A 24,577-nucleotide genomic window follows, 5' to 3' on the forward strand; every position below is an offset into this window, starting at 1 on the left:
TTTTCTAAAAAAAGATACTATTTTTATTGATTTACTCACAAAAATAGTAGCATAAAATTCTTTTTTAGGCATATACTTAAAAGAATTTGCTAAGAAGCTGTTTGAAAAGTCGGTAAGTTTGTAAAAAAGCTCTCTCGGTATACGCTGTGAATAGATATATAGACAGCACCGAGAGAGCAACGTGAGTAAAGCATACCCCAGCAATCTGACTCGTGCACAATATGAATTTCTCAGTGAAATGATTCCAGAACTCAAAAGAGGTGGTCGCAAGCGTGAAGTCAATATGTGGGAAGTCCTCAATGCGATCTTCTATGTCCATCTGCACAATTTTCTCTTAAGAAGTTGTTTTAAAAGTATTTTTGGTAACATCAAAGCCTCACAAACCTAACCCCCATTCCCTGATAGGAAATGGGGGTTTCAAAGCCTTACATATCTCGCTTATATTCTTCTAACAATTGCGGAATATGATCGTACCCATCCACACCAATAACCGCAATAATTTTTGGGCGATGTTGCTGTAAGAACTTTTGGAAAGCTTCTGCCCCGATTTGCCCTTGTAAAATTGTCAGTAAACCTGCTGCTTGACGCCACTCATTAGAAGCAATTTGCTCTAAAAGATACATTCCCAAGCAGCCCGTGTAAACAGTTTTTTCGGAATTTTGCAGATGGTAATAAGCTTCTGCCAAATAAGCTAAGTTCCGCCCTTGCAGATACAAATCACCGGAAACTTGTGCTGTTTTAAAACCATCTTCAAGATATTTAATTGCAGTTTGGTGTTCTCCGATTACTAAATAGGCAATTCCTAAGCTGCTAACACATAAGGCTTTACTTTGAAGATCGCCTAATTTTTCTGATAATTTTAAACCTTGTTCCAAATAATTAATTGCGGCTTCATAGGTTTCGGGTTCTAGGTTTTCCAGTTCTTGAGCTTGCATGACTTCGCTGTAACCTAAATTTACCAGCGCGTTTGCTTCTCCTGTCCTATCGCCTGCTTGCCGACTTAGTATTAATGCTCGTTGACTGTAGTTAATTGCCTCAGCATAATTTTGCTGTTGCACGTAGGTACGGCTAAGGTGATTGAGATTGGCAATTTCACAGGCGCGATCGCCTGCATTCCTGGCTATCTCTAGCGCCTGCTGATGAAAATCAATTGAGCGCTGGTATTGTCCCAAAGCACGCTGAGAATAACCTAAAAGAGTCAAAATTCTTGCTTTTTCTTGAGTTCCCTCGCCTCGTCGTAGCGGTTCATCCAAATAATCTAGGGCATCTCGTAAATAAGTGCCAGTAAAAGAGGCAAAAATCCCACCGTAAAAGGGAAAATACGGACGCTGGGCAAAGGTTCGCAAAATCTGGAGCATGATTTGAGAACAGGCATCGCCGTACACTGTCCCAATGCTGCCAAAACCACTTGCTAACTGACTCCAAATCACTGCAAAGGTCAAAAAAGTGGAAATGGACAACTTTGGCCCCGCTTTCACATCGTAAGCTTGTTGGTCAAACCAGTTAATTAATCCCCGTTGCAAGAACTGTAAAATCAATGCCATTTCCACCCAATCTCTCAGGGTGATACCCCTTTGTCGCTCGGCAAACTCAATTGCCGATTCTTCCCTAGCCAAGGTGCGAAGCAGTGCTTGTGGTAACTCACTATTAAGTTGTTTCGCCCAACTTGCCCAAGGGCCATGTTCTCCCGGTACACCACCAAACCCCAGAGATTCTTTTTGCTCGTACATCCAACTGAGCAAGTTGTCTTGCAATCGCTGCCAAGAAGCTAAACCACGGGTAATCCCTTCGGAAAATTGTTGTAAATCAGCATCTGCCTGAGCAAATTGCAGCAATGCTTTTGACAACTGCTGTAACTGTTGTAAATTTAGCGGATACTTCTGATTGGGGTCAGTAACTCGGATAAATGTCGCTAGACGCTCGGCAGCAGGGGCTGTGGTGATTTCTGTAACTGCGGAGGCGATCGCTTCTGTGGCTTTGTTTTGCTCTGAAGAGCGTTGCCATTGACTTTGAATCGTCTTAATGGCTCTCAAACTGCGAGTCGCTTTGGCTTTCTTGAGTTCGTCTTTTTCGCTATCTACTTGGCTTTGGAGGGAATTCAGGCGATCGCTCAAAGCTAGCTCAAAGACTTCCCCTGTACCGGAAGTAATTCCTTTAAGCAGTATTTGATACACCTGTTCTACAGAGCTAATTTTGCCCTTGAGGGTGGTTTCGACAATTTCATCGATTAAGGCAAGATAGCGATCGCTTAATGGCAGAGAGTCTGGCACTTTGGCTACTAGGAGAATGTCACATCAATTCTAATTCTAGTCTTGGCAGCAGAGGTAAGGGAAACAATTGGCCACTTTTGGGCAGTCATGGTCATAACAAATACAAAATTTAGAAAAAATTTATTTAGCGATTTGTTATCATTCCTTGAGTGATTCGCTGTTTAACTACACGATAAAAAAATAATGGAATGCCTACAATATAACGGTCTGCTAGACGAGTAGGTTCAGTGATTAAGCGTGTTAACCACTCCAGACCATTATCGGTCAGCCAACGCGGCCCACGATATATAGAGTCAGTATAAAAATCTAGACAAGCACCCAAAGGTAAAAATACAGTAGTTTCAATTTTATTGAAGTTATCTAAAATCCAGCGTTCCTGTAACGGCATACCAAAGCCAATATATAAAATATCTGGTTGGAATTTATTAATTTTTTCTATTACCAAATCATTCGCTTTTCCTGATTTGTCAAAATAACCATGATGTCCCTGTACGCGTAAATTAGGTGCAATTGATTCTAACTTAGTAATTGCCTTATCCACTACGCCAGGTTTTCCAGCTAACAAAAATAAAGAAAGGTTTTCTTTCTCACACTTTAATACTAAATCTTCTATGTAATCTGGTGCTGTCATTCGATGTGCAAATTGCATTGAATAACCATTGAATCTAGCTCCTACCATTACACCAAATCCGTCACAAAATACTAAATCAGCCTTATTCAAGAAATCTCGATACCAAGACTTTTCATAAGCGAGATTCATTGCTCTGATATTCACATGTCCTACAACTGTCTTTTTTTGGTTTTTTGCTGCTTCTATTAAATAATCAACTAATTCTTGTACTTTAAGTTTATGGAATCTTGTATCAAACAACTTCACTTCAGGAAAAGTTTTCATTTCTGCACCTCCCTCACTTATTAGCTAGTATACCAAGTTTAGAATAATGCCAACAACAAAAGAATAATATCTTTATCGCTACTTGACTTTTTATAATATTAAATCCATACCTTTTCAACACCTATTATCCTTATACAGAATGAATTATCTCCTTTGTAAGTTCGGTATTTAATACATAGTGTAAGTCACTTAAACCTATTTTCATCAGGATGGCTCTCAATTGATAACTGCTGTATAAATGCATCTTAAAGATGTAAGATAATTGTTTATGTCCAAGTGCTTAACTCTGACTCGTGCATTATTTCCCAAAGATATTCTCAGATTTTCGTCTGCAATTAAGGATTGCATTGCCTCTGACAATTGTTGAATATTCCCCGGATTAACTAATAAACCATTCTGATTTTGAGTAACTACTTCGGGTATTCCTCCCACTGCGGTAGTGATAACTGCCAAACCCCAACTCATTGCTTCTAGTAGTGCCATAGGCAGACCTTCGTTGTAGGAAGGTAACACAAAGACATCAGCTTTAGTTAAAAGCTCGTCACGTTTTTCTTTATCTACCCAATCAAGAATAGTGATGTAGTCAATAAGATTTAGAGTTGGGATCAAACTACGAGCTTGTTCTACATCTCCATCCCCCGCTATAACCAACTTGGCTTGGCTTTGTTGAGCAACAGGCATAGAAGCAAATGCTTTAATTAAATCAAAAGCACCTTTGCGCTCACCAATGCGCCCTAAAAATAAGAAAAATATCTGTTTGGAATCTATTCGCTGTGGAATTTGTGCGGGAATTTTTACTGGGTTAGGGAGAACAATAACTTGCTCTGACTTCAAGCCAAGATTCTCAATGTAGAATTTTTTCCAGCTATCTGATAAAACAATGAAACGGGTACATTTACAAAACGACCAACTTAGCCACTGCTTAAGCCATTGGGGTAGTTTAGAGTAAAACAAATGAAAATCAGCACTGTGAGTATGAATTATTACTGGTTTTTGAAATAGCCAACCAATAAGAGTAGTAATTGAATGACGAAAAGCGCTACCTCTATCTGAAACATGGATGTGAATTAGGTCAGTCTTTTGGTTTAATAAGTTCCAAAACAACTCACCTATTGCCTGCAAAAACACTAACACTTTATGGACAGCAGAACCATTCGGTAAAGTAGTAATGTGTTTAATTTGAATATCAGAGGTAGTTTCTTCAAGAATGAGCTTTTCCACAGAAACTATTCCACCTTGGCGCTCCAAGCTTTCGCCCAACATAGTAATTTTTATGGGACTCATAATTGCTATTAATCTGTTTTGGAAATTGAACACACGGCTATTTATATAAACTATTATAAGAACGAATTTCTTCTAGTTTATATCCAAAGGCATACTCCAATAGCATTTTGGGAGTTAATGCTACTAACTATATCTGCCCGATCGCAGAGCCACAAATTTATTCAATGTACACTTTTCTGATTTTACAGGATTACCTACATAACAAAATTCTGCCATCGAAAGTGTTATGAGGATGAGGATGTTTGAAAAGTATTGTTTTTAATAACAAAATATCATAAAATTAACCCTCTTTTTATATCAGTATATGGCGGTTTCAAAGCCCCTCACGAGTGTGGGAGAGGTTTATAGCCCTCTTCTATGACTATGGAGAGAGAATAATCCAATAGATTAGAAATCGCGGCTACACAAACAAAGTCCGCCTGCGCGGACTAACGCCAAAATAGGGTTTCAAATTTAATCTGACGAGAGTAATAAAAGAGCGATAGAGAGGGTCTACAGTAGACTTTTTGCAGCTTTTTAACCATCCACTGAAACAATCCGAACTTTTAGAACCGTGTAAACTATATCATGTATCACGTCCAAATCAAACATAATCTACGAGAAACTGCCGATAAAACTTAAACGATGTCTACGTTGAAAACCGTAGTTTTTGGAATGATGGTAAAGCTCAAAACACAAGCTAAAATCCAATAATCTACTATTCTTCAAAACTCCAGGTTTCAAAATAGATAGGGTTTAACTCAGAAAGTAGCCATTATCAAGTGGGTACACAAGGATACATAAAAAACTTCTTCCCTTGATTCTCCTGACCAAACAAAAAAAGGATACAAGCCCCTGAATTTATTTATGGAAAAGAAAAAATGCAAAGCAACATTAATTCAAGCCCCCGGATTTATCCGTGGGGTCTTCAATTTTGAATTTTGAATTCCCCGCAGGGGTTGACCCCTATGTTTGCACAGCGTTGACCATAGCAGAAGTTACAGGGTCTTGTAACTTCTTTATGATTTCCTTGCTTTTTGCAGCTAGAACGGCACAATTTTTTGTTTAAGCTAAATCATAATATTTACAGGTCGGAAAAACTAATGAATTTATTTGAGCTTTTAGTAGGAGAAGACAATCATCCAGCCCTAGTTACGCCTGATGGGCGATCGCTAACCTATAAGCAATTGCGCGAGAATGTTATTGGACTGGTATCTCAACTCAACAGCTTTGGATTGAAACGGGGAGAACGCATTGCCATTGCTATGACTAACGGTTCACCAATGGCGATTACCTTTTTGGCTGCTGCCTTATGTGGCACTGCTGCACCCTTAAATCCCAAATACAAACAAGAAGAATTTGCCTTTTACTATCAAGATACCCAAGCAAAAGCACTGATTACGTTGTCTGAGGGGCCAGAAGCAGCCATTGCTAGTGTCACACCCAATATGATGCTGATTAATGCCAAGGTAAATACTGACGGCACATTAAGCTTTGAATTAGTCAAAACAGGCTCAGAACCAGCAGAATCTGCGAATCCCGCGACCCCCAACGCTGATGATATAGCGATGATTCTCCACACTAGCGGCACTACCAGTCGTCCCAAGCGTGTGCCGATTCGTCATCGCAACTTAATCGCTTCAGCCGGCAACCTGATTAGTGCTTACTCACTCACAGCAGCTGATACTACACTATGCCTAATGCCCCTATTCCATGTTCACGGATTGGTGGGCTGTTTGCTGGCAACTCTGGCTTCGGGTGGTACATTAGTTTGTCCCAATGGTTTTAATGCCTTGGAGTTTTGGAAACTGGTAGATACCTACAAACCCACCTGGTACTCCGCAGCGCCAACCATGCACCAGACAATTTTGGTCCGTGCTAGCCGCAACCCAGAAATTGTCAAAGCAAACCGCTTTCGTTTCATTCGCTCTAGTAGTGCTTCTTTGCCGCCGATTATCATTGAACAGTTAGAGGCAACTCTTAATGCTCCTGTGGTGGAATCTTACAGCATGACTGAAGCATCTCACTTAATGACCACCAATCCCATACCGCCAAAAGTCAGGAAAGCAGGTACTGTAGGTTATGGCTTCGGGGTAGAAGTGGGCATTATGGACTCTGAAGGCAACCTGTTATCTAAGGGAAGCTTGGGCGAGGTGGTGGTAAAAGCACCCAATGTTATAGATGGCTACGAAAATAACCCAGAAGCTAACGCCACTGCTTTTGTGAACGGTTGGTTCCGTACAGGGGATCAGGGTACAGTTGATGCAGACGGCTACCTCCGCTTGACTGGACGAATTAAAGAATTGATTAACCGGGGTGGGGAAAAAATTTCTCCTTTAGAAGTGGATGATGTCTTGCTGCGCCATCCCGCTGTCGCCGAAGCCTTAGCCTTTGCCGTCCCCCACAAATCTTTAGGAGAAGATATCCACGCGGCTGTGGTTCTGAAAGCAGAAGCTGGTGAAAAAGAACTTTTAGCTCACTGTGCAACTATGCTGGCAGACTTCAAAGTTCCCAAGCAAATTCACATTTTAGATCAACTACCTCGTGGTGCTACCGGTAAACTACAACGGTTGGCGATGTCGAAATTGCTGAATATAGGGGAGTAGGGAGTGGGGAGATAACGGAAGTTTACTCTGGAAGATTTGAACAGCCAAAGTCACTCCCAGTCGTAGTTAATTTCAACCGGGTACACGTAACATCTGTGCATTCCATCTTGGCGGGATAAAATCAGATGATGGAGGTAACAGAGTTTGGACTTGGGCTTGTAACTGGGCGATGGAATTTGTATTTGACGCGAGGTCGGCAAACTCGTCTTTTGTCGAAATGATCTGGCACACCCACAGCGAACACGCTGGCACTTTTACTTCGGAAGCTGTCAGCAATTGGGAGATGGCAATAGCGACCTTCAATGGCAAGACGACGATCGTCGCACGAGGTCCAGAGACCAAAGCATCCCAAGCTGATTTCCCCGCTGACGCTGAGTTCTTTGGCATCACCTTCAAACTTGGCACGTTCATGCCCCATCTCCCTGTAAAAACCCTTCTGGATAGACAGGATGCCACTCTTCCGAAAGCGTCGAGCAATTCCTTCTGGTTGTATGGCTTTGCGTGGGAACTTCCGACCTTTGAAAACGCCGACGTGTTCGTCAACAGACTTATCCATCAGGGGATACTCGTGCGCGATCCGGTGGTCGAGGCGGCGATACAGGGACACATACCCGATATGTCGATACGTTCCTTACAGTACCGCTTCTTGCAGGCAACCGGATTAACCTACAAGACGATTCAGCAGATCGAACGCGCCCACAGCGCCGTCTCGCTCCTTGAGCAAGGTACGTCTATTTTAGACACTGCCTTCGAGCTAGGCTATTTCGATCAGGCTCATCTAACCAATTCGCTGAAGCGCTTCATCGGAAAAACACCCGCGCAAATTGCTGGCAAAAGCACAGTTGAATAGTTTGCGTTTTTTTCCAAGACTCTTTCCTTTTGCTGCACCATGATTGCGGTATAGACAGCGAATGACAAAAGGAGAACATAATGCGGAAAGTAGTCATTACTGAATTCATGTCACTGGATGGCGTTATAGAAGAACCGGCCTGGACTGCACCCTATTGGAATGACGACATCGCGAAGTTTAAAGGTGATGAGCAAGACACCAGCGATGCCTTGCTTTTGGGACGTGTGACCTATCAAGGGTTTGCAGCAGCCTGGCCGGAGAGTGCGGATGAAGGGGCAGATTACATGAACAGCGTGTGCAAATACGTGGTGTCAACGACCCTGAACACGTTGGAGTGGAACAACTCAACGCCGATCAAAGACAATATCGTCCAAGAACTCACCAAACTCAAGCAGCTGGACGGTCAGGACATTCTGGTGTACGGCAGCGCCACGCTTGTGCAAACGCTCATTGGGCACGATCTTGTGGATCGCTATCGGCTGCTTGTTTACCCGGTGGTTGTGGGCAAAGGCAAGCGCCTGTTTAAAGAGGATACCACTGCAACTTTGAAGCTTCTGGAATCACAGTCGTTCAGTTCAGGCGTTGTGGCGCTCGTCTATGAACCGGATCGCAAATAATCACCGCCATACGGACAAAAAAATATTGGTAGAAACAGCGCGGTATTAGCAGTGGGAACGAGTACAGCAATATGTCAGCACTTGAGAGCGATCGCTACTTATTCCACTTCACCAGCACCCCTCTCCACCTGAACCTGAATTTTCAACCATCAACGTTCGCGCAGCGTCTCCAAGAGTTGCGGCATTACTTTGTTCTACAAGTTGCAGATTGACTCGGTGCAACATCCACGAACACCAGCGTTGTGCAGTCTGTTACCGCAGGTAACTCAACTTCATTCTCTGACACGCTCTCGACAGACTGATGTCTATTTATCGTTAAAATCACAAACGTCTACACAATCTACAAAAACAGAGATTGAACAGTCAGATCCTTCTGGGTGATACTGAAGTTACGCTGTTCTGCTGTGGCAATAAATGAAACGATCGCTTCACACGCCACAGCCACGGTTAACATCACCAGGTTTCGTGCCAACGGATAATCACAGACATCATCATTAACCTCGGAAGGAACGCGATAAACGTTATTCCAAATCACTTCTGCATAATCAGCCGATAGTCCAGCATGAAGACAAGGAATGCTTAGTTGTTCAGCATAATCTTTCACTGCTTGACGTGCCACACTATTGTCAAAGACATCGATAATTAGCTGGCTGTCTTGGAGTAGTTGAGTTGTATTTGCTGGTGTCAACTCCTTTGTTTTGGCATCAACTTTAGTACCAATTGCTCGATATAAATTGTTCGCTAAAATCTTCGCCTTGAACGCTCCCACATCGGAACGGTAGTAAGGCTGAGTCGAAAGATTACGCTCCTCAATGCGATCGCGATCTATCACTGTAAGTTTATCAAAACCAGACCGAGCTAAGTTTTCAGCAATGTTAGCTCCTAATGCTCCAGCGCCACAAATGGTTACACGATAGTTCTTCAACTTTGTCATCACAGCATTGCTGCGGTAAAGCTGTTCGTGAAAAAAGATACTCATAATAATTCGTAATTAATTAGTCCGATTGTTCTCACTAGTCTTGTTGTTCCATAACACCCACTAAGGATTGCAAGTCAAAATCGCGATCGCGTCCACTTAGGCAAATGCCAGAACTGACAACAGTCAAATCAGTTTTAGCGATCGCACTACTATGGCGAACACCATCAGCAGTTATCCAATCGACTGTCCAGTAATCGCTGCGATCGTGGAATTGAGTTAAGGTACCGCCACCCATTTGCAATGCCTTTCTCAATCGCTTTTCATCCTGTTGGGGTTGAGTAAATCCCTCAATGCGCCGAGTTGCTAATTCATACACTGTGCGGATTTCTGGAGTAATGCCCTTAAACTGTAATTTTTCAGCAGGAATGAGTTGCTTAACAGCAGATTGCAGAGTTTCAACAATTACCGGCTCGGTACGGCGATCTACTTCCTCGAACCAGCATGACTGCCCATTCCATCGGGCAATGATTTGCTCAAAGGCGATACCTTCGGTTACTAGATGCACTGCGATCGGCTTAACTACCTTCAACCGTTGACGCATATCTACTTCATTTACGGGGTATGCTAACCAAGCTTGTCCCCGCAGTTGGTGTGCTAACCGCAGTCGTATTTGGGAAAAGTGTTGCAGGTATTCCACAATTTGGGGTAAGTCTGCTTCTTCTACAACCTTTGCTGTTTTTTCATCCACAGCCTGAAAGATGCCCCAACCTTCAAATTTACTAGGCTTTGGCGTGAAAGTGTAGACCATCCCAGCTACCCGTGTGCGAACTCGTCCACCTTTAACACAGGGCGCAAGGAATTGGGTGGTATGTAACTGTGCTTCTGCGATCGCAATTTGGTTGATTAGCTTAAATATGTTAGTCATAACTAATACCAATTTTCAAAAATAAGGCTACCAATGCAACCCTATAAAATCTGATCTTCTTAATTACGAATTACGAATTACGAATTACGAATTAATAAAATTCTGCGTGCAAGTTGGTGGAGCATTGCGTGTTCTCAGTTACTAGAGGGACTCCGCTGGTGAGTTGTTACACACTCTTTCAAGGATGGCTACTTTTAAGCCTACCTCCCAGGTTCTTCGCACTCCCCGTTCACACACGCCCACTGCATTTGGCAGTGTTACTTTTCCTCTCGTACTAGTATGTAAGCTCCACGAGTTGGGGCACGCAGGATATTATATAATACAACATACTACAAAATAAATGGAAAAGCGATTGCGGTTGTCATTGCTAGAAAGGAAATTGAGCTAGAATGCTTCTCAGTCAGCTAATGTTTAAGGGTTTCAAGTTTTATTTGCCGACAATATTCATTCATTTAGCATTCTCTCAAATCAGTGTATAGTTGAGGTTCGATTAGAGAATGTTGTAAAAGCATTTTTACAACTAACTTTAGAAATTTTTTGGCGGTGAAATCATCTTTTAAAACTAATAGCTCTTTTGCAAAATCTGGTTGACCACCGTGGGCTATATTACTTCTATAAGCGTAAAGTTTTTTCCAAAGTGTACTTTCAGGTGTATTTCCAAAAAACTGATAGTAGTCAAGTTTCTTACTAAAACGCTTTGATAATAAATTGATTTTATTTATAACTTGTCGTGTAATTGAATCTCCTGTATCAATTGATTTATGTGTAATTAAAAACTCAATAATAGTAAAGAGTCCAAGAATTTTAAATTCAGAATTATGAGGAAGATGCTTGAGTTCTTCTAGCTTATTAATAGCTTTTTTTATATCTGGATACTTAATCTCATCTAACTGCTGATAATTTTGATATATTGAGCCTATATCTTGCAGAGTTACACCATAAATAGATTCAGTTGAAGGTAAACCACTATTCATTTCATGAAAATAATGAAAAGTATGTGTAGGTTTTTTCTGAATTCCAAAGTGTTTTATTCCTTCATGGTAGAGAAATTGTAAACCAAATTCTAATTCGACTTCTGTTAAATTGGCTGCCAAACTTAAATCAGAAATTTTAGAATTATTTCCAGAAAAGTTTATTACATAATATTTCCAATCTTGTGGTTCAAGCGGCTGTCCTTGAAAACTCTTATGATTGAGTGTGTTTATTGTTTCAACATATACAAATTCATAAGGATATGAATTATAGCTGGAATAATTTGGAAAATAGCCTGAATATTGTAAATATTGTTTAATCTGCTCAATTTGAATAGGGTTAGCTTTTTGGAAGTAGCAATCTTCAATAATTTTAAAAGGCAAATCGCAATTGATATTGACTAGGTTAGCTACAAAAGCAAAGCTAGTATTTTCTGACATAGTGTTTTCAAGCCTACTTTTAATTGTTTTAGTCTATGAGAGTATCCTATCTGAATTTCCAGGATATGTGCAGTGACAAATTAGTGTCAACAGTAAATATATTTCTTGCAAAAATAATTCCTATTTATATTTAACTGAAGTAATTTAAAATCTCCAAAGTAGGCAATGCTTACTATTTGTAATAATAAACATTACCATAGTTTGCAACTTACTTATCATCTCGCACAGGCAAGGGCATATCCAAAATCTCCATCAGCAAATCCAGACGAGAGGGGTGCGTCAGGAGTGGGACGATGTTCGGCAAACTGTAGTAGTCACCCGCGAAAGTGAACGTATCTACAGGTGCTTGCTGCTGCTTCAGTTGAGTCTCCACCCAGTTGTAATGAGTACCCACACGGACAATCACCACATTGGGCATTATCGCCAATTCCCGGCAGTAGTTCTTGTAGACTTCACCGAAGTAAGGAGCAGCATTTTCGCCCTCATCCGTCACTATGATAATCTGGTCAACTACCTGCTTCTTCTTCCGCATTGCTTCCAATGCACAGCCGATGCTAGTACCACCGCCTGCATTGATGTGCTGGAAGGCACGCTCCCAGTCGGTCAACTCCTTGCCTTTTGCCGTAACAGCGTAAGGAATGGTGTCGAAGGCATAGACAAACAGTTCTGCCTTTGTGATACCAGAGATTAGGGCAGCGAGTTGCTTACCGATCGCGATCGCATTTTCCATTGAACCAGACTTATCCACCAATAAAGCAGTTGGACGAGCGATCGCACCACGCCGTTTCACCTGTTCGTTTGTCACCTTTTCCAGTTGGGCAACGGTGTCTGCGTCAAAATCTCCTGCGTCTGTGGCAATCTGTGCTTTGAATGCTGAGACACGCCCACTCTTAGACGCTGCTTCCAGCTTAGAGTCAATCAGCTTCTTCACTTGTGGGTGATCCATTGCACCTCTAGTCTGGAGAGACTTGAGATTGTTAATCGCTTCTTGAGGAGTCATGCTGTTGATTAACGCCACCAATACAACTGGTGTAAGTTGTTTGATAGCACCAATTGCGATCGTGTAGGGAATGTTGAACTCGACAATCAGCCGTGCCTGTTCTGCGGCATTTTCTGCCTTAGCAAGCTGCTTCAGCACATTTGCTAAGGAACCCTTTGGAGGAGTATCGCCAAATAGAATCGCATTTGCCCGCTCATTTGGCTTGATGTGCAGCGAAGCATATAAGTGCTTCATTGCTTTACGACCTCTGAGCGCAGCGCGATCGAACAGAGCCGGATTGCTCTCCCGCACCTTTAGATAACGCCGTACCGCAGTGCGAGCGGAACGAGGTAGTTTATTCTGCTGCTGCTTCATGAAGTCAACTACACGAGCTACCTGATAGGGTGGAAACTCTTGCAGCATTACAAATCCAGCATCTCGGTGTTCAGTCAAATTGCTGGTTAACAAATGAGCAACAAACACTTCCTTGTGGTCGCGGACATCACCATGACGCTGATACCAGACTGCCAAGTGTCCGTAGAATATGGGATCGAGTTCAACAATTAACTGATGAATTTCTGCGACTTGCTCAAGCTTGCGGTGAGGAGTTGTGAGCAAACTATTGAGCATTTCCAAACGCAGGTCACGTTCTGCAGTGTTCATTATGAACCTCCTCTAAGAATTTTGGATTTTAGATTTTGGATTTTGGATTGCAACCTAAAATCCAAAATTGCAGGAGGCAGATGTTGCACGCGGGGCGATAAAGTCACCGCGCAAGTTGTGGAAGCATTGGATATAACTTATGCAGAGTTATGTAAGCTTATGCGATCGGGGCGCGGCAACAACTGCCAATTAGAAATTTGATGTAAAGTATCGAAATCGTTGGTACTACTGCCTAAAAGTAGTAACTGCGTAAGCTGCCATCATATCTGCCGCTATTGCGACAGCACTTTTTGAAAGCAGCGACCAGAACCACAAAGGCAAAGGTCATTGTTACCAAGTTTTTCCTGTAGTTCCTTGTCGCCATGAATAAGGCGATAGCCACGTTTAACAGCTTTTTCAGATGGGTAGCCACGACGACGTTTGCTGGATGGTTCAAAAGCAGAAATCGTCGAAATCTTCAGGCTCGATGTTGAAATCATTAATCTTCTTCATCGTTCTCACCTCCATATTCAAATGAAATAAGATCACCTCATGCAAGTCGAAAAAGCTGTTGATTCACACACAGGATTTGAACCTGTAATTGCTTGATCTTCAGTCAAGTGCCTTACCATTCGGCTAGTATGTAAGCTTATCCAGTTAGGGCACGAAGTGAAAATTTTAGGTTTTAGAAAGTTGATTTAAAATAAATCGAATTTCTTTCTTGTTACACTGCTGTTTCCTAACAGCGTAAATCATTCGACCTCTATACATTATTGCCGCAGAACGATGAATTATCCCTTTGACAGCATCTGTCACATAATGAGTTGGTGGTGGTGGAAAATCTTCAAAGGTAATTAAATACCAAATCTCGTTTAGCTTCTGGTATTGATGATAATTATCAAGGATGACAATATCAGTTTGTTCCTGCTTTTGCTTCTGCTTTCGAGGTATTTTCTCGGCTGCACAAAGAATTCCGGTTTCAGGATGGATATAGAAGCGATCGCGATGGTTTGCATCTAGCTGAATTCGATATCCTCGATAAGGCTTGCTATAGAAACCACCATCAATTATTTCTACATACCGTTCAACGTAGTCCCAGACATGATCGATAACATGCTGTCCTGCCATTGTGTTGGGATCTAATCGTTGACAAAGTTGGCTGTAAACGTCATTCCAAGGCTGTCCGACTTTTGAGCGCAAAAACCGACGCAAGGGGCCGAGATGGTCAGAAAGATACTTAGATTTATTTGTTGGTTTAATCAGGTAGGGATTCAACAATCCATCCTGAATTGCATCCTCGGTGATTTTGTATAATTGCTTCTTAAAGCCAGTCACCTTTTTGAGGCTAATTCTCCTCCCACCGCGAGGACGCTCAATCACAATCTCGCTCAAACGATGTTCGCTCATATCTCACGTTGTTTAAATGCAGTTGTACTAATTGAGTTGTTATTAAACATGAGTTGGCTAACATCATTGAACTCACCTCTGTATTGAGTAAAGGTTATAGATAAATACAATTCAAATAATTGAAATTCCGCACAAGTTAGCAAAGCAGTTTTCACAATTGCCTATACCAATTTGGCTACGCTCCCATCAAAGGGAGCGACAGGATTTGAACCTGCATTCCGTTGCCGGAGTGTGTGTAGGCTTTACAAGTTAGGGCGCGGAATTAAGTCTTAAATCATTACGTGCAAGTTCAAGAAGCTTTTTACAGCTACGGCCGCTCTTACCAAATATTGGCAGTGGGCACGCACGCTAAATCTGCGAGAGACTTAGAAATCATGCTTCGCTTATTCGATCGCTCGAACTTTACTACCTTAGGGCCGTTATTCAATGTGTATGTATGCTTCTTCTGTTAGGGCACGGATGACTAGGAAATTTAACCATAGACAGCTTCAGGGCGGACGATCAAATCACCACTAGGACGGCGATCGATTACATAGGCAGAGAAGCGATCGCTATTCACATCTAAATGCCGAGCGACGCGCTCTTTCACTGCCACATCATTCATCCCTGCTGCAATTCCCAATTGTGTTTTTGGCACATCAACAGAACGTCCTTCAAATCGAATATGAACCATTATAATCACCTTTTGTTTTAATTACGAATTGATATTAGTGGATCTGATCGGGATTGAACCGATACCCTCCCTGTGAGAGTTACACTCACACCTCATGCAAGTTGAAAAAGCTGTGGTAACACCGCAGGAATTGAACCTGCACTTATCGTTTTAGAGACGATCGCTCTACCATTGAGCAAGTATGTAAGCTTTTTCTGTCAGGGCACAAGTGACATCTGGGAACTCTACCGTTAGAGCTACAGACCCAAGGAAAGCATTATTGCAATGCTTTTGAGGAGGCTTTTCTTGCATACTACAAATGTAGTACAAAATTTACATAATGTCAAGTGTCGGGATAGATCGGGCAATTGTCCTTGATGTAGTGTAATGAAAACCATCACCCGACAGCATCGACCATTTTTCAGAATTTGGCACGAGCGCGGCGGAACCAGTACCTTCTTTCACTCTAAACTATTGAGGGATTTTCAAACCCCTACAGTAATGTAGGGGTTTACCATGTCTAATGAATTTCTTGCAAATCGATCGCGTACCCGCACTCAGTGCAAAAAGCAATTAGTTCTTCAACATTCTCCGGGTCTATAAACATTTGACCATCAGCACACTTAGGGCACTCACCGTAAAAATCTAAGTTCCCTTGATTGTCATACTCGTCATCGTCGTCATCGTAGTCAGATCCATAAACTGGATAATCTTGTTGGCTCATTTTGCGTTCGCCCCTGGCGTTGGCTGCGCCATCGCTCTCGATAACTCCCGAAATAGAACATTCGCAACTTTAGACATCAGCTTCGACTGCAAGTGCTTACCGTTGAGTAGCTGCTTGCCAGAACCATCAACTTTGCTTTTGAGTGTTTCCTTGTAAAGAGTAATTTCGTTGCCAATAGGATTGTCAGGCAAGCGGTCGTCAATTTCAATTTTGGTGATCACGTATTGCCAAAACGTCATTCGACATAATGCCGAACCACTACCTACCTCAACTAGACTATCTCCAGACTGTTCGAGAACCGTTCCCATGCCCAGTCTGAGTTTGAAAGCGTCCCTTGAACGGTTACGCTTAACCCGCTTAATATCACCGGGAAGAAATTTAACCACGCGCTTACCCTTTTCCCGCGTGACTTCCTTTTTCTTTACTTCTCGGACTTCTCGCTCAATCAGCTGTTTGCCATTGGTCAAAAACGCTTCAAACGGGTAGATGCGACTGAGCAGCCTAGCGCGAATCCGACTACCAAAATTAAACTGGTCAAAAATTTGGTTATACGTTTTGAACTGCTCATCATTGACCAGCGCCTTAAGTTCAACCTCTAGGCGCTGCTCTTCGATGTTGCGGTTGGGGTAGGTCGTAAACTACCTGAAACTCCCCGTCACCTTGCCTAAGAATGCTCATGTAAGCAACTGCCTCAGTTCGGGTACGAAATCGATAAAAGCAGACATTTTTGCCAGTGGGCAGACGTTGGAAAATCGCCCACGGTGTTAACTTGTCGCGGTAATTCATAATTCCAAATCCTAATTGTGTAAAAAAACACCAGCACAAATGTTACCAGTCACGCTGGTGCAACCTTATAAATGAGAGGTGTTGTAGTTAGTGGGTTTATTGCTGCATAGGCGATACCTCCGTGACGACTGTTAAGCTTTGCCCGTAACAGACTTGATTAATCAACGCTTCGATTAATCCCTCTCTATCAGCCACAGGTAAGGAGCTATTAGCTTGATGCCCCACTACATATATTTCTTCGCGGCAGCGTCCAGGGGCTTCGTCGCACAACTGAATTGCCAGAGCCGAAATTAAAAACAGCTTTTCGCGTTTGGTTATACGCTCAAATGTTGCCCCGTACTCCGACTGGAGGGATTCGAGCAAGGAGGCGTCGTTTATGGTGTAGTTGATGAAATACCCTATTGGCTTGGACATTGGTACAATCTCATTACTGATAAAATCCATTTGTTGTGTTGGCGTTAGCGAAGCTCGCCTTTGGCATCGCTCCACCGGATCAGGGACGGTAGGCGATCGCATGAGTCAATTACTTATTCCTCCTTTGATTCCTCGGACTGGTTGCTCATTACGATATTCAGGGTGCAGCCTTGAGTCTGGATGTCAACGATGGGATAATGCCGATCGCCATCAACAACGTTTGTTATGAATACCTCTGTACTAGTAGGGTAGCTTTGCAGTTTTTCAATCAGTTCTCGAATAATCATTCCTCCTCCTCATCTGGCTCCTCGTCTACTTTTGAGCCGATGATGATGGTTACGCCGTCATCAAAAGACTTGAAATCAGTAATCGCAAACTCAACATCGTCAACGTCTTTAACAGCTAACACCGTCTCAGCAGGGTAGTCCTTCAGGTTTTCAATCAATTCTCCGACTGTGGAAGTCATGTTTAAATCTCCGTTACGAATTACGAATTATCTCTGATTAGGATCTTCACCACGTTACTTTCCTGTTGAAAAGTCTTGATGAACAATGGCTCATCATAAAAATTTCTTAAATCTATCACCGCTTCAGCAGGCAAGCCTTGCAGCTTTTCAATTAGTTGTTGAACTGTGGTTGTCATGTTGGTTTTTTAGTTGTAAGTGTGCAGACATCAAAATATCACCGCGCAGTCAACTCGTGATCTGCGCTCGGTTCACAGGTGATTAAGTGTTATGTAGCTAGTACTCCCAGCGTTAGCTATGGAGTCCGAGCTTATCTAGCCAGTACTCCGAGCATTACCTATGGAGTCCGAACGTTAGAAGAGTGGGTTGAGGGCGTTTCCGCGCCGGGGCGTGAAAGCAGTGGCGTGGGTGCTTGCTCCATATAGTCTCCACGGGCACTAGGCAAATGTGGGGAGGGAACTCGAACAGCACGAAGCGACATTGCTAGCAGCAGTGGTTCTAGAACAACTTCCAACGGTTCTTCAAAGCAGTCCAGACCTACTCAAGCACGTTCAAGAGAGCGGCGCGAGCATCAAGCAAAGATTGCGCTCCTGACCAATGACTAATGACTATGAACCATATTTACAAAGGATTTTGGGCGCTGATTCTACCAGAAATGGAATCTACAGAATCAAGATTAAAGAGAGGAGATTGGCGATCGCGAATCTTGGGATTATAGATACACCGCTCGTTACAGAGGAAGAATCTGTTTTCTAGTTGATAATCCCCTACCCACAATTGAGGATGCGATAACTGATTTTGAAAATCGTATCGACGCAATTCTAGACAGTCTTTAACCCAATTGTTGACCAATGAAGAAACAAACAATTTACATTGCTCTTGCCCTAAGTACTGACAACAACGCGCTTGTTGCCATGTGCTGGCACATAGACAAAAGTCGAGCCGGGGATGTGGGTACAGCCCTGACTCAACAAAAAGGGCTTGCTTTTTTCGGTGTTACCAGCTGTGAAAATGCTGATTTTGAAGCAGATTCCGGTTTCCCGGATGAGCACTGGTTGAACAAAAAGCAGTCTTAAAAAAACCAAAAAGCCACCAAAAGATTTAGCGGTCTAGGTGGCTCCTTGAAAAATAACTAATAGTATTATGCCAGAAAATACATTTAAAAACAATCTTTCGTGGACGGAAGCACACGACGCATACTGTTACCAACACCATATTCCACCCGCCGCAAAAACTCTCTGGCAGTGGCTAATAAGACTTGGCGAAATAGCCAGTGAGATTGAGCCAGATTTATCAGAATTTAATGCTTGGGTAGCGAAGAACAGAGGTAAACCTTATGCTCACAATTACCTGAAAAAGATATTTGACATACTAGTATCATGCCGTGTTTTACAAGTAATTAAACAATATTCTTGGAAGATAACCAAGTTACTTGTTAGACCTATTACATGGTTAAATCCACCTAAGAAGGTGCGAGAAAAAAAGTTATATAACCATAACTTTAGTTACAAAAAAGACCCCTCAAATACCCAATCTGCCGAATCCGTGGTAGGCAGCAGCAGCAATTCTTCTACTCATATATCAACAGAAGAGTTTCAAGAGTTAGAAATCCGACACGAAATACTTAAGACTTGTGGCGAGTATCAAATCTACTTTGACCCGAATAAACCTACAACTAACCAGTTGTTTGAATTTGATATTGCAGATGTCACAGAAGCATTAAAAAAACACTTTGTTAAACGCGGAGATCATGAAAAATATTCATCAGGTAAGCCAATGATTCCCAATCCTCAAGGTTGGTTAATCAGATGTTTACAGAACTGCTATTGGGAAGACCAGTATTTCCGGGTTGACCAATTCAGTATGTTCTTAAAATCTTTGTTACCAACCAATCTGCCAAGGGATTACTAGCAAATACTCCATAAAAAAAACTGCCTCCATCACTGGAGACAGCGACCATATAACCAGTCTGATTATGAACCAACCGACACTTTTTGATTTAGAAGCTTTTACGCTTTCCTCTCCCCCCACTCCCCTTTACGATCCGGCTTGGGATGAAAAAGGGGAAACTGCGCCCCAACACCACGAGCCAGAACAGAGGTGGAGTCCTGCTGACTTTGGAGAAGTACCGCATCAAGTAAGCGACAACGGACAACTGACAATTTTCTTTGATGACAGCGATGAGCCACCAGACCCAGACGACTATTTAAACCTGGATGATTATTCGCTTGCCTGGGCTGAGTGGGAATTACGTGTTGGGGCGCAAGTAAATTTAGGCACAACCGGAGAATCACGTGTTGGGGCGCAGGTATCACACGTTACCCAAAAAACTGCGCCCCAACACGATACCCACTGGGTAGAGAAGTACTGGGTCAAGCGGTCTGGTAATAAATATTGGTACTACCGCTACTGCTGGATGGTAGGCCGCAAGAAAAATCGGCTTTACCTGGGTAGTGTGAACAGTGCCCAGGTAAAGCGCAAAAAGGCAGATGTGGAAATTGCGATCGCAGATGGTAAATTACCATTTGAGATTGAGAAACTAATCCGAGGCTGGAAGAATGAATCGCCCACCACGCCCAAGGTGCAACGGAAGAACGCTAATTTTTAAAAACGGTAGCTATAAATTATCTGACAATACAGTGGTACAAAGACATTACTGTCAAAAATGCCGCAAAAGCTTTAGTCCAACAACCGTTCTGGAGATTGCCGCAGCAGCTCTCTTAGCTTCCCAACTCATCCCAGGTACGAGCGGTAATGTCCGGTTTTGCAAAAAGCTGGGTAGAGCGGTAATTCTTGGTTCTCCAAGCGATGTAGCGGTCAATTATCACAAGGAAATCCCCTATCAGCATGGGGATTTTTTGAGACTCATTGAATATCAGGTTAGAGTCAACAGCTCTAGCGTAAGCCAAAATGTCATTCTTCAGCACAATCGGCACACGTATTAATGTTGTCTTACCACCGTTCCATCCAGGCTGCCAAGTTGTAGATTTCCGTCCACCTTTGCTCATGTTTATCGCATCTATTGCGTGTTACAAGGCAATATTACAGGAAATGGGGAGTTACGAATTAGGAGTTATCACTAAAAATCCACATCCCGGCGTTGTAGATATCCATACCTAACCTGGATGTCTACGCTTAGATAGCTCCCGTCCACTCCAAGGATACAAAATCTGAACTTCTTCTCTGTTGTATTGCAAAACCTGTTCAAGTTCCTCAAACGTCCATTTGCTGTAATGGACAATTTTTTCCCCAAACCAATCCAGGGACACTCCATTAAAAGCATCATTAACTACTCGCTCTAAACCTGCTTCAGATAAAGCAATTAATAAGATAATAGCTTTGACATTTTTCTGTTTAAGTGCCTCATAAGCAAGCAGCTTGTTGAAATCCCTAACACTAATAGTTTTAGCTATAGATGCTCCACTTTTAGTGCCTTCACGAGGTACAGTCACCTCCACTTGTGAACCTGTGAAACCATCTTGCTGCAATAGTTCTAAACGTTTTGACCCTCGTTTTGTGAACGTGCCAAACCATTGCTTTGAGTAACCCAAAGCAAGTCCCACTCCTGTTGCACTAAATCACTTCTCAAAAGTGTAGTTTTGGAGCTTATAAGCATCTACTGGAATTCTGCCAAACCATATAGTTGTCTCAATAGCTCGAATGAGATCGCTCATGGTGGAACAACCTGACTAAGTATATTTAATTAACTATAAGTATACTAAGCGTATAGGCAGCAAAAATGCATCAACGGGGCAATCCCTATTCCCTGTTCCCCAATGCCCAATACCCAATGAAAAGCGATCGCGCCTGATTGATGAACCGCGATCACACTTGTTGCATTTGCGATCTGTGAATAGCTTGGTTTGAGTTTATTCGCCCCCAGGCTTATTTGTCCAAATTTGGGTAGAGTCGGTCAACTCCATCCCATGCAAGACTTGCAAGATTCTCCAGTGCCATTGCCAAATATACAGGATGGTCGTACTTCCCCTTCTGCAAGCGCTCGAAGAATATCTCAATTTGCAGGAACAGGAGTTTGGTATTCATAGAGTAGCGATCGCGCCGCGGCGCTCGTCACTGCCACAGATAAAGCTAATACTATTGCAATGATGGTAGCAATACCCATAGGAATGTCGGCAGCGGCAGTTGAAATAAACAATAGTGTTGGGACTATTAAAAAAGAACTCAATCAAGAAGATCCAAAAGATGCAAACGGGAATCCAATAACCGATAAATTAGGTAATCCCCTCAAATGGGAACCTGGGGTAACAGTACCAGACCCAACGAAAACAGTAATAGCACAAGAACAAGCTAAGGCAGATAGTAAAAATATCATCCAAGCAACATTAGAAGATATCTTTGATGGGAGCGATTAATGACAGACCCAATTCTTATTCCACCTAGAGATGACCAAGGTAGACAGCTACCGCCAACATCAGATATTACAACCGGAGCAACAAAAACACCTTTTACGCCGGCAATTAGTCCGAACGCTCCACCTGATGATAAATTACCAGATAATTTTCAACCTTTTGAGCATTTGCAAGAAGTATACATTCCTCAACACAATGCACTTGTCAGGCAATATTTTTCAGATCATGCACCCGATTGGAAACCAAATATAGCGACTGCTAGAAGTAGCTTAAGAGTTGCTTGTACAATGCTAGATTCTGATAATCAGCTAATGATGAATTTGCGGCATCATTTATTGTTTGATTTATTGGGGTATAGCAGGAAAAATTTAGCTTTATACTATGGCTCTAGAGAAAATATGGAGCCGCCTGTTGAAGGGCATCCCAAAGTAGTCTTTTATTTTTCGCAGGATTCTCAATCTGTGCCAGCTACACAAGACTATAAAGCTGATGCAGAATACAGCGTTAGATTGATGACTCTAGAAAATACTTCTGTTAATTTACGCGAAAAATTACTAGAAATAGCTAACGAAATTAAAACGCAGTTTGTTCAGAACAAGCAAGGAATTATTCACGCCAAAGGGAACCTTTGTATTAGCTATAAAGACACAAAACATGGATTTCCCAATGGTTCAAAAATTTTATCTAACAATGAAACAGACGGTATAAATCTTTATCAAAAGATTTGCAACGTAATTGACGTACCATTTGATGAGCTAAAAATAAATGTTGGCAACCCGAAAAAACCTAGTACTACGGGAACGGTTACAGAAACCCAAGTAATTATGGGTAAAACCCGTAAGAAAAAAGCTTATCGCAGAGTAGTAAATATCCGATTTCGGTATGCTTACGCACTTATTCCCGGCGAACCACAACCAGTATTTTTGATAGACATATCGGGAAGATATAATCCCTTGATCAAGATTTAAAATAACCGAAAATAAACCACGCGAAAATCAAAGGAAATATAATATATCTCCGAAAATTAAACCACGCGAAAACTGTTGCTATCGTTGAGTCACAACCATACTTTAATCAAAAATAAAATGGCTTATAGAGACATTAGTCGAGGAGTTAGTTTAGCAAAAGATCATGCAAACTACATTACATGGCTAGAGAAAGATACAAACGCTCGGCAAACTGCTTATGCAGCGATTACAACCCCTGCTAATCGGGTAAAAACTGAACGAGTTGGTGGTTATATTATTCCATTTAGCCAAAATGGTTCGGGACTTGTTTATCTTCCCGCTAAGTTAATTAGTGCTACTCAAAACGGCAGAGGGTCAGCGCTCGCTACAACTATAAAGGGATTAGTTGATGACTATACTTTTAGTAGTACCGAGGTTGCAGCGCTAACGACTCCTGACGTTCTAGAAAATGTTAAGAAGTTCAAGTTTGCCAAACTGACTGTTATTCAACGAGTAACCACAGCGACCGAAAAAGAAGCGTCTCGAATTACAGGCAGGAAATATTACAGACACGAAAATGATTCTGTTACCGCTAACTTTGGTAAAAAACTAGCGGCTGATACCTTTGATAGTGTAGTTGCAGCCATTAAAGCAGAATCCGCATTTAATGCGTTATTTACTGGTAGCGCCAATGCACTAGCTAGTCGTTATCGCTTTGTTCCAGAAGGTGCGTAATGTCTATCGCCTCTGATAACAATTTGTTGTGGGTTCCCTCAGACATTAGCGATTTATTAACTGTGTCTGTTGACGGGCAAGCTGATGATTCTACCGTTCAAGGGATGCTCGTAATCAATGGTGCAGCCAGTAGTTGGTTATCTGGTGCAATGGACGATTACACTTACTTTGAATTGTTAGACCACTATGGCATTGACCCGCTTGGCTTTGTTGGTGAAGTCGAAGACCATATCCAATTGCTAATGAGATGACCAGAATCTTGCAGCTAGGGATAGAAAGTAATTGGCATTTGCAATACAGTGATTCTTTCCCGGCTGTAAGTTACTTAAATGATTCAGCAGGAAAGCCAATTTATCAAAGGATAACTGAAATAAATATTCCTGTAGTGTTTGATAAACCCATCATTGCTGTATCTGTCAACACTACTGTTCCTGTAGGAAAAGTTTGGAAATATGCAGGATATTTACGCCGCAGCTTAACAACTGGTTTGGGTGCAAGCTTCGTGGGTGAGCCGGAAAGTTTGTTTTTAGGTAAGTTTAATTTAGTCGTTTTTGATGATTTGAATATTAATTATTCTCTATCTATTCAAGTTCCTAAATGGTTTATCAGTGCCAATATTGCTGTCTACCAATATGAGGGAGCAGATACAACAACGTTAGAAGATGATGTTCAAGCGATAAAAATATCGCTAGGTATATGAA

33 protein-coding genes, 1 tRNA gene and 1 pseudogene are annotated in these 24,577 nt (G+C 42.1%); 13 read left to right on the forward strand and 22 right to left on the reverse strand.

All coding sequences use genetic code 11. The annotated features are described in order from the left end of the window. Positions 1-181 precede the first annotated feature (181 nt). Positions 182-316 (forward strand): annotated as a pseudogene (locus HWQ40_RS24805) (transposase); the annotation flags it as partial. 109 nt (positions 317-425) lie between these two features. Here HWQ40_RS24805 and HWQ40_RS24810 read toward each other — a convergent pair. From HWQ40_RS24810 to HWQ40_RS24820, 3 genes are all read right to left on the reverse strand, one after another. Continuing rightward, positions 426-2,270, reverse strand: a complete 1,845-nt coding sequence (locus HWQ40_RS24810) for a tetratricopeptide repeat protein (protein ID WP_292783108.1) — start codon at positions 2,268-2,270, stop codon at positions 426-428. Between the two features lie 124 nt (positions 2,271-2,394). Then, entirely contained in the window at positions 2,395-3,165 is a 771-nt protein-coding gene (locus HWQ40_RS24815) for a WecB/TagA/CpsF family glycosyltransferase (protein WP_292783111.1), read from the reverse strand. A 216-nt stretch (positions 3,166-3,381) separates the two neighbouring features. Further along, a complete protein-coding gene (locus HWQ40_RS24820; RefSeq protein ID WP_292783144.1) occupies positions 3,382-4,449 on the reverse strand; it encodes a glycosyltransferase family 4 protein in 1,068 nt (355 codons plus the stop codon). Positions 4,450-5,531: 1,082 nt separating this feature from the next. Between HWQ40_RS24820 and HWQ40_RS24825 the strand changes: the two genes are divergently transcribed. The 4 genes from HWQ40_RS24825 to HWQ40_RS24840 all read left to right on the forward strand — a co-directional run bounded on the left by HWQ40_RS24825 (position 5,532) and on the right by HWQ40_RS24840 (position 8,713). Continuing rightward, positions 5,532-7,034: an acyl--CoA ligase gene (locus tag HWQ40_RS24825; protein WP_292783147.1), complete on the forward strand. Its 1,503-nt coding sequence runs from the start codon at positions 5,532-5,534 to the stop codon at positions 7,032-7,034. A 169-nt stretch (positions 7,035-7,203) separates the two neighbouring features. After that, positions 7,204-7,884, forward strand: a complete 681-nt coding sequence (locus tag HWQ40_RS24830; RefSeq protein ID WP_292783149.1) for a helix-turn-helix domain-containing protein — start codon at positions 7,204-7,206, stop codon at positions 7,882-7,884. 80 nt (positions 7,885-7,964) lie between these two features. Beyond that, positions 7,965-8,501, forward strand: a complete 537-nt coding sequence (locus HWQ40_RS24835; protein WP_292783151.1) for a dihydrofolate reductase family protein — start codon at positions 7,965-7,967, stop codon at positions 8,499-8,501. Between the two features lie 71 nt (positions 8,502-8,572). Next, positions 8,573-8,713 carry a hypothetical protein gene (locus HWQ40_RS24840; protein WP_292783154.1) on the forward strand — a complete coding sequence of 47 codons (141 nt, stop codon included), beginning with the start codon at positions 8,573-8,575 and terminating at the stop codon, positions 8,711-8,713. Positions 8,714-8,841: 128 nt separating this feature from the next. Here HWQ40_RS24840 and HWQ40_RS24845 read toward each other — a convergent pair whose 3' ends face one another. From HWQ40_RS24845 to HWQ40_RS24920, 16 genes are all read right to left on the reverse strand, one after another. After that, entirely contained in the window at positions 8,842-9,480 is a 639-nt protein-coding gene (locus tag HWQ40_RS24845; RefSeq protein ID WP_292783156.1) for a ThiF family adenylyltransferase, read from the reverse strand. A gap of 34 nt (positions 9,481-9,514) precedes the next feature. Further along, positions 9,515-10,345 (reverse strand): hypothetical protein, encoded by an 831-nt coding sequence (locus HWQ40_RS24850; protein ID WP_292783157.1) that lies wholly within the window; start codon positions 10,343-10,345, stop codon positions 9,515-9,517. A 452-nt stretch (positions 10,346-10,797) separates the two neighbouring features. Next, positions 10,798-11,757, reverse strand: coding sequence for a HEPN domain-containing protein (locus HWQ40_RS24855; RefSeq protein ID WP_292783159.1), 960 nt, complete (start codon positions 11,755-11,757; stop codon positions 10,798-10,800). 208 nt (positions 11,758-11,965) lie between these two features. After that, entirely contained in the window at positions 11,966-13,399 is a 1,434-nt protein-coding gene (locus HWQ40_RS24860) for a VWA domain-containing protein (RefSeq protein WP_292783161.1), read from the reverse strand. A 272-nt stretch (positions 13,400-13,671) separates the two neighbouring features. After that, entirely contained in the window at positions 13,672-13,878 is a 207-nt protein-coding gene (locus HWQ40_RS24865) for a hypothetical protein (protein ID WP_292783163.1), read from the reverse strand. Between the two features lie 77 nt (positions 13,879-13,955). Further along, positions 13,956-14,024 (reverse strand) — tRNA-Phe (locus HWQ40_RS24870). Between the two features lie 32 nt (positions 14,025-14,056). Next, a complete protein-coding gene (locus tag HWQ40_RS24875; protein ID WP_292783165.1) occupies positions 14,057-14,785 on the reverse strand; it encodes a hypothetical protein in 729 nt (242 codons plus the stop codon). Positions 14,786-15,257: 472 nt separating this feature from the next. Beyond that, complete coding sequence (locus HWQ40_RS24880; protein WP_292783166.1) at positions 15,258-15,458, reverse strand: hypothetical protein; 201 nt, start codon at positions 15,456-15,458, stop codon at positions 15,258-15,260. A 499-nt stretch (positions 15,459-15,957) separates the two neighbouring features. Continuing rightward, positions 15,958-16,161, reverse strand: a complete 204-nt coding sequence (locus tag HWQ40_RS24885; protein ID WP_292783167.1) for a hypothetical protein — start codon at positions 16,159-16,161, stop codon at positions 15,958-15,960. Then, on the reverse strand, positions 16,158-16,628 hold the full coding sequence (locus HWQ40_RS24890; RefSeq protein WP_292783169.1) for a hypothetical protein: 471 nt from the start codon (positions 16,626-16,628) through the stop codon (positions 16,158-16,160). Before HWQ40_RS24890 ends, HWQ40_RS24885 begins: the two co-directional genes overlap by 4 nt. A gap of 121 nt (positions 16,629-16,749) precedes the next feature. Then, positions 16,750-16,947 carry a hypothetical protein gene (locus tag HWQ40_RS24895; RefSeq protein ID WP_292783171.1) on the reverse strand — a complete coding sequence of 66 codons (198 nt, stop codon included), beginning with the start codon at positions 16,945-16,947 and terminating at the stop codon, positions 16,750-16,752. Between the two features lie 96 nt (positions 16,948-17,043). Continuing rightward, positions 17,044-17,463 (reverse strand): hypothetical protein, encoded by a 420-nt coding sequence (locus HWQ40_RS24900; protein ID WP_292783173.1) that lies wholly within the window; start codon positions 17,461-17,463, stop codon positions 17,044-17,046. 11 nt (positions 17,464-17,474) lie between these two features. Beyond that, positions 17,475-17,648, reverse strand: coding sequence for a hypothetical protein (locus HWQ40_RS24905; protein WP_292783175.1), 174 nt, complete (start codon positions 17,646-17,648; stop codon positions 17,475-17,477). Then, positions 17,645-17,827 (reverse strand): hypothetical protein, encoded by a 183-nt coding sequence (locus HWQ40_RS24910; protein WP_292783176.1) that lies wholly within the window; start codon positions 17,825-17,827, stop codon positions 17,645-17,647. Before HWQ40_RS24910 ends, HWQ40_RS24905 begins: the two co-directional genes overlap by 4 nt. Positions 17,828-17,847: 20 nt before the next feature. Then, entirely contained in the window at positions 17,848-18,003 is a 156-nt protein-coding gene (locus HWQ40_RS24915) for a hypothetical protein (protein ID WP_292783178.1), read from the reverse strand. Between the two features lie 158 nt (positions 18,004-18,161). Next, entirely contained in the window at positions 18,162-18,338 is a 177-nt protein-coding gene (locus HWQ40_RS24920; protein WP_292783179.1) for a hypothetical protein, read from the reverse strand. Positions 18,339-18,675: 337 nt separating this feature from the next. On the opposite strand from HWQ40_RS24920, the gene HWQ40_RS24925 reads away from it, so the two are divergent. The 3 genes from HWQ40_RS24925 (at position 18,676) to HWQ40_RS24935 (ending at position 20,432) form a co-directional block, all read left to right on the forward strand. Then, positions 18,676-18,900 (forward strand): hypothetical protein, encoded by a 225-nt coding sequence (locus tag HWQ40_RS24925; RefSeq protein ID WP_292783181.1) that lies wholly within the window; start codon positions 18,676-18,678, stop codon positions 18,898-18,900. Positions 18,901-18,967: 67 nt separating this feature from the next. Further along, positions 18,968-19,735, forward strand: coding sequence for a hypothetical protein (locus HWQ40_RS24930; RefSeq protein ID WP_292783183.1), 768 nt, complete (start codon positions 18,968-18,970; stop codon positions 19,733-19,735). 64 nt (positions 19,736-19,799) lie between these two features. Then, positions 19,800-20,432 carry a DUF4102 domain-containing protein gene (locus HWQ40_RS24935; RefSeq protein WP_292783185.1) on the forward strand — a complete coding sequence of 211 codons (633 nt, stop codon included), beginning with the start codon at positions 19,800-19,802 and terminating at the stop codon, positions 20,430-20,432. 112 nt (positions 20,433-20,544) lie between these two features. Here HWQ40_RS24935 and HWQ40_RS24940 read toward each other — a convergent pair whose 3' ends face one another. From HWQ40_RS24940 to HWQ40_RS24950, 3 genes are all read right to left on the reverse strand, one after another. Beyond that, positions 20,545-20,832: a hypothetical protein gene (locus tag HWQ40_RS24940; RefSeq protein ID WP_292783186.1), complete on the reverse strand. Its 288-nt coding sequence runs from the start codon at positions 20,830-20,832 to the stop codon at positions 20,545-20,547. A 108-nt stretch (positions 20,833-20,940) separates the two neighbouring features. After that, a complete protein-coding gene (locus HWQ40_RS24945) occupies positions 20,941-21,375 on the reverse strand; it encodes a hypothetical protein (protein WP_292783188.1) in 435 nt (144 codons plus the stop codon). A 334-nt stretch (positions 21,376-21,709) separates the two neighbouring features. Then, the gene (locus HWQ40_RS24950) at positions 21,710-21,868 is read right to left on the reverse strand and encodes a hypothetical protein (RefSeq protein ID WP_292783190.1); all 159 of its coding nucleotides are present in this window, start codon (positions 21,866-21,868) and stop codon (positions 21,710-21,712) included. A 59-nt stretch (positions 21,869-21,927) separates the two neighbouring features. On the opposite strand from HWQ40_RS24950, the gene HWQ40_RS24955 reads away from it, so the two are divergent. The 5 genes from HWQ40_RS24955 (at position 21,928) to HWQ40_RS24975 (ending at position 24,576) form a co-directional block, all read left to right on the forward strand. Next, positions 21,928-22,197: a hypothetical protein gene (locus HWQ40_RS24955; RefSeq protein ID WP_292783191.1), complete on the forward strand. Its 270-nt coding sequence runs from the start codon at positions 21,928-21,930 to the stop codon at positions 22,195-22,197. Then, positions 22,197-23,162: a hypothetical protein gene (locus tag HWQ40_RS24960; RefSeq protein ID WP_292783192.1), complete on the forward strand. Its 966-nt coding sequence runs from the start codon at positions 22,197-22,199 to the stop codon at positions 23,160-23,162. The genes HWQ40_RS24955 and HWQ40_RS24960 overlap by 1 nt, the downstream gene beginning before the upstream one ends. Before the next feature lie 117 nt (positions 23,163-23,279). Next, complete coding sequence (locus HWQ40_RS24965) at positions 23,280-23,876, forward strand: hypothetical protein (RefSeq protein WP_292783194.1); 597 nt, start codon at positions 23,280-23,282, stop codon at positions 23,874-23,876. After that, positions 23,876-24,127 (forward strand): hypothetical protein, encoded by a 252-nt coding sequence (locus tag HWQ40_RS24970; protein ID WP_292783195.1) that lies wholly within the window; start codon positions 23,876-23,878, stop codon positions 24,125-24,127. The genes HWQ40_RS24965 and HWQ40_RS24970 overlap by 1 nt, the downstream gene beginning before the upstream one ends. Then, positions 24,124-24,576, forward strand: coding sequence for a hypothetical protein (locus HWQ40_RS24975; protein WP_292783197.1), 453 nt, complete (start codon positions 24,124-24,126; stop codon positions 24,574-24,576). Before HWQ40_RS24970 ends, HWQ40_RS24975 begins: the two co-directional genes overlap by 4 nt. The last annotated feature ends 1 nt before the right edge of the window (position 24,577 follow it).

It is taken from the genome of Nostoc sp. NMS9 (genome assembly GCF_017114995.1).
GTDB lineage: Bacteria > Cyanobacteriota > Cyanobacteriia > Cyanobacteriales > Nostocaceae > Nostoc.

What these genes read in the sequence shown, in the direction of transcription:
- HWQ40_RS24815 (WP_292783111.1), bottom strand. Translation starts at nt 3,165, where the DNA reads ATGAAAACTTTTCCTGAAGTGAAGTTGTTTGATACAAGATTCCATAAA.
- HWQ40_RS24820 (WP_292783144.1), bottom strand. Translation starts at nt 4,449, where the DNA reads ATGAGTCCCATAAAAATTACTATGTTGGGCGAAAGCTTGGAGCGCCAA.
- HWQ40_RS24825 (WP_292783147.1), top strand. Translation starts at nt 5,532, where the DNA reads ATGAATTTATTTGAGCTTTTAGTAGGAGAAGACAATCATCCAGCCCTA.
- HWQ40_RS24830 (WP_292783149.1), top strand. Translation starts at nt 7,204, where the DNA reads ATGGAATTTGTATTTGACGCGAGGTCGGCAAACTCGTCTTTTGTCGAA.
- HWQ40_RS24835 (WP_292783151.1), top strand. Translation starts at nt 7,965, where the DNA reads ATGCGGAAAGTAGTCATTACTGAATTCATGTCACTGGATGGCGTTATA.
- HWQ40_RS24840 (WP_292783154.1), top strand. Translation starts at nt 8,573, where the DNA reads ATGTCAGCACTTGAGAGCGATCGCTACTTATTCCACTTCACCAGCACC.
- HWQ40_RS24845 (WP_292783156.1), bottom strand. Translation starts at nt 9,480, where the DNA reads ATGAGTATCTTTTTTCACGAACAGCTTTACCGCAGCAATGCTGTGATG.
- HWQ40_RS24850 (WP_292783157.1), bottom strand. Translation starts at nt 10,345, where the DNA reads ATGACTAACATATTTAAGCTAATCAACCAAATTGCGATCGCAGAAGCA.
- HWQ40_RS24855 (WP_292783159.1), bottom strand. Translation starts at nt 11,757, where the DNA reads ATGTCAGAAAATACTAGCTTTGCTTTTGTAGCTAACCTAGTCAATATC.
- HWQ40_RS24860 (WP_292783161.1), bottom strand. Translation starts at nt 13,399, where the DNA reads ATGAACACTGCAGAACGTGACCTGCGTTTGGAAATGCTCAATAGTTTG.
- HWQ40_RS24865 (WP_292783163.1), bottom strand. Translation starts at nt 13,878, where the DNA reads ATGATTTCAACATCGAGCCTGAAGATTTCGACGATTTCTGCTTTTGAA.
- HWQ40_RS24875 (WP_292783165.1), bottom strand. Translation starts at nt 14,785, where the DNA reads ATGAGCGAACATCGTTTGAGCGAGATTGTGATTGAGCGTCCTCGCGGT.
- HWQ40_RS24880 (WP_292783166.1), bottom strand. Translation starts at nt 15,458, where the DNA reads ATGGTTCATATTCGATTTGAAGGACGTTCTGTTGATGTGCCAAAAACA.
- HWQ40_RS24885 (WP_292783167.1), bottom strand. Translation starts at nt 16,161, where the DNA reads ATGAGCCAACAAGATTATCCAGTTTATGGATCTGACTACGATGACGAC.
- HWQ40_RS24895 (WP_292783171.1), bottom strand. Translation starts at nt 16,947, where the DNA reads ATGAATTACCGCGACAAGTTAACACCGTGGGCGATTTTCCAACGTCTG.
- HWQ40_RS24900 (WP_292783173.1), bottom strand. Translation starts at nt 17,463, where the DNA reads ATGCGATCGCCTACCGTCCCTGATCCGGTGGAGCGATGCCAAAGGCGA.
- HWQ40_RS24905 (WP_292783175.1), bottom strand. Translation starts at nt 17,648, where the DNA reads ATGATTATTCGAGAACTGATTGAAAAACTGCAAAGCTACCCTACTAGT.
- HWQ40_RS24910 (WP_292783176.1), bottom strand. Translation starts at nt 17,827, where the DNA reads ATGACTTCCACAGTCGGAGAATTGATTGAAAACCTGAAGGACTACCCT.
- HWQ40_RS24915 (WP_292783178.1), bottom strand. Translation starts at nt 18,003, where the DNA reads ATGACAACCACAGTTCAACAACTAATTGAAAAGCTGCAAGGCTTGCCT.
- HWQ40_RS24925 (WP_292783181.1), top strand. Translation starts at nt 18,676, where the DNA reads ATGAAGAAACAAACAATTTACATTGCTCTTGCCCTAAGTACTGACAAC.
- HWQ40_RS24930 (WP_292783183.1), top strand. Translation starts at nt 18,968, where the DNA reads ATGCCAGAAAATACATTTAAAAACAATCTTTCGTGGACGGAAGCACAC.
- HWQ40_RS24935 (WP_292783185.1), top strand. Translation starts at nt 19,800, where the DNA reads ATGAACCAACCGACACTTTTTGATTTAGAAGCTTTTACGCTTTCCTCT.
- HWQ40_RS24940 (WP_292783186.1), bottom strand. Translation starts at nt 20,832, where the DNA reads ATGAGCAAAGGTGGACGGAAATCTACAACTTGGCAGCCTGGATGGAAC.
- HWQ40_RS24950 (WP_292783190.1), bottom strand. Translation starts at nt 21,868, where the DNA reads ATGAATACCAAACTCCTGTTCCTGCAAATTGAGATATTCTTCGAGCGC.
- HWQ40_RS24955 (WP_292783191.1), top strand. Translation starts at nt 21,928, where the DNA reads ATGATGGTAGCAATACCCATAGGAATGTCGGCAGCGGCAGTTGAAATA.
- HWQ40_RS24960 (WP_292783192.1), top strand. Translation starts at nt 22,197, where the DNA reads ATGACAGACCCAATTCTTATTCCACCTAGAGATGACCAAGGTAGACAG.
- HWQ40_RS24965 (WP_292783194.1), top strand. Translation starts at nt 23,280, where the DNA reads ATGGCTTATAGAGACATTAGTCGAGGAGTTAGTTTAGCAAAAGATCAT.
- HWQ40_RS24970 (WP_292783195.1), top strand. Translation starts at nt 23,876, where the DNA reads ATGTCTATCGCCTCTGATAACAATTTGTTGTGGGTTCCCTCAGACATT.
- HWQ40_RS24975 (WP_292783197.1), top strand. Translation starts at nt 24,124, where the DNA reads ATGACCAGAATCTTGCAGCTAGGGATAGAAAGTAATTGGCATTTGCAA.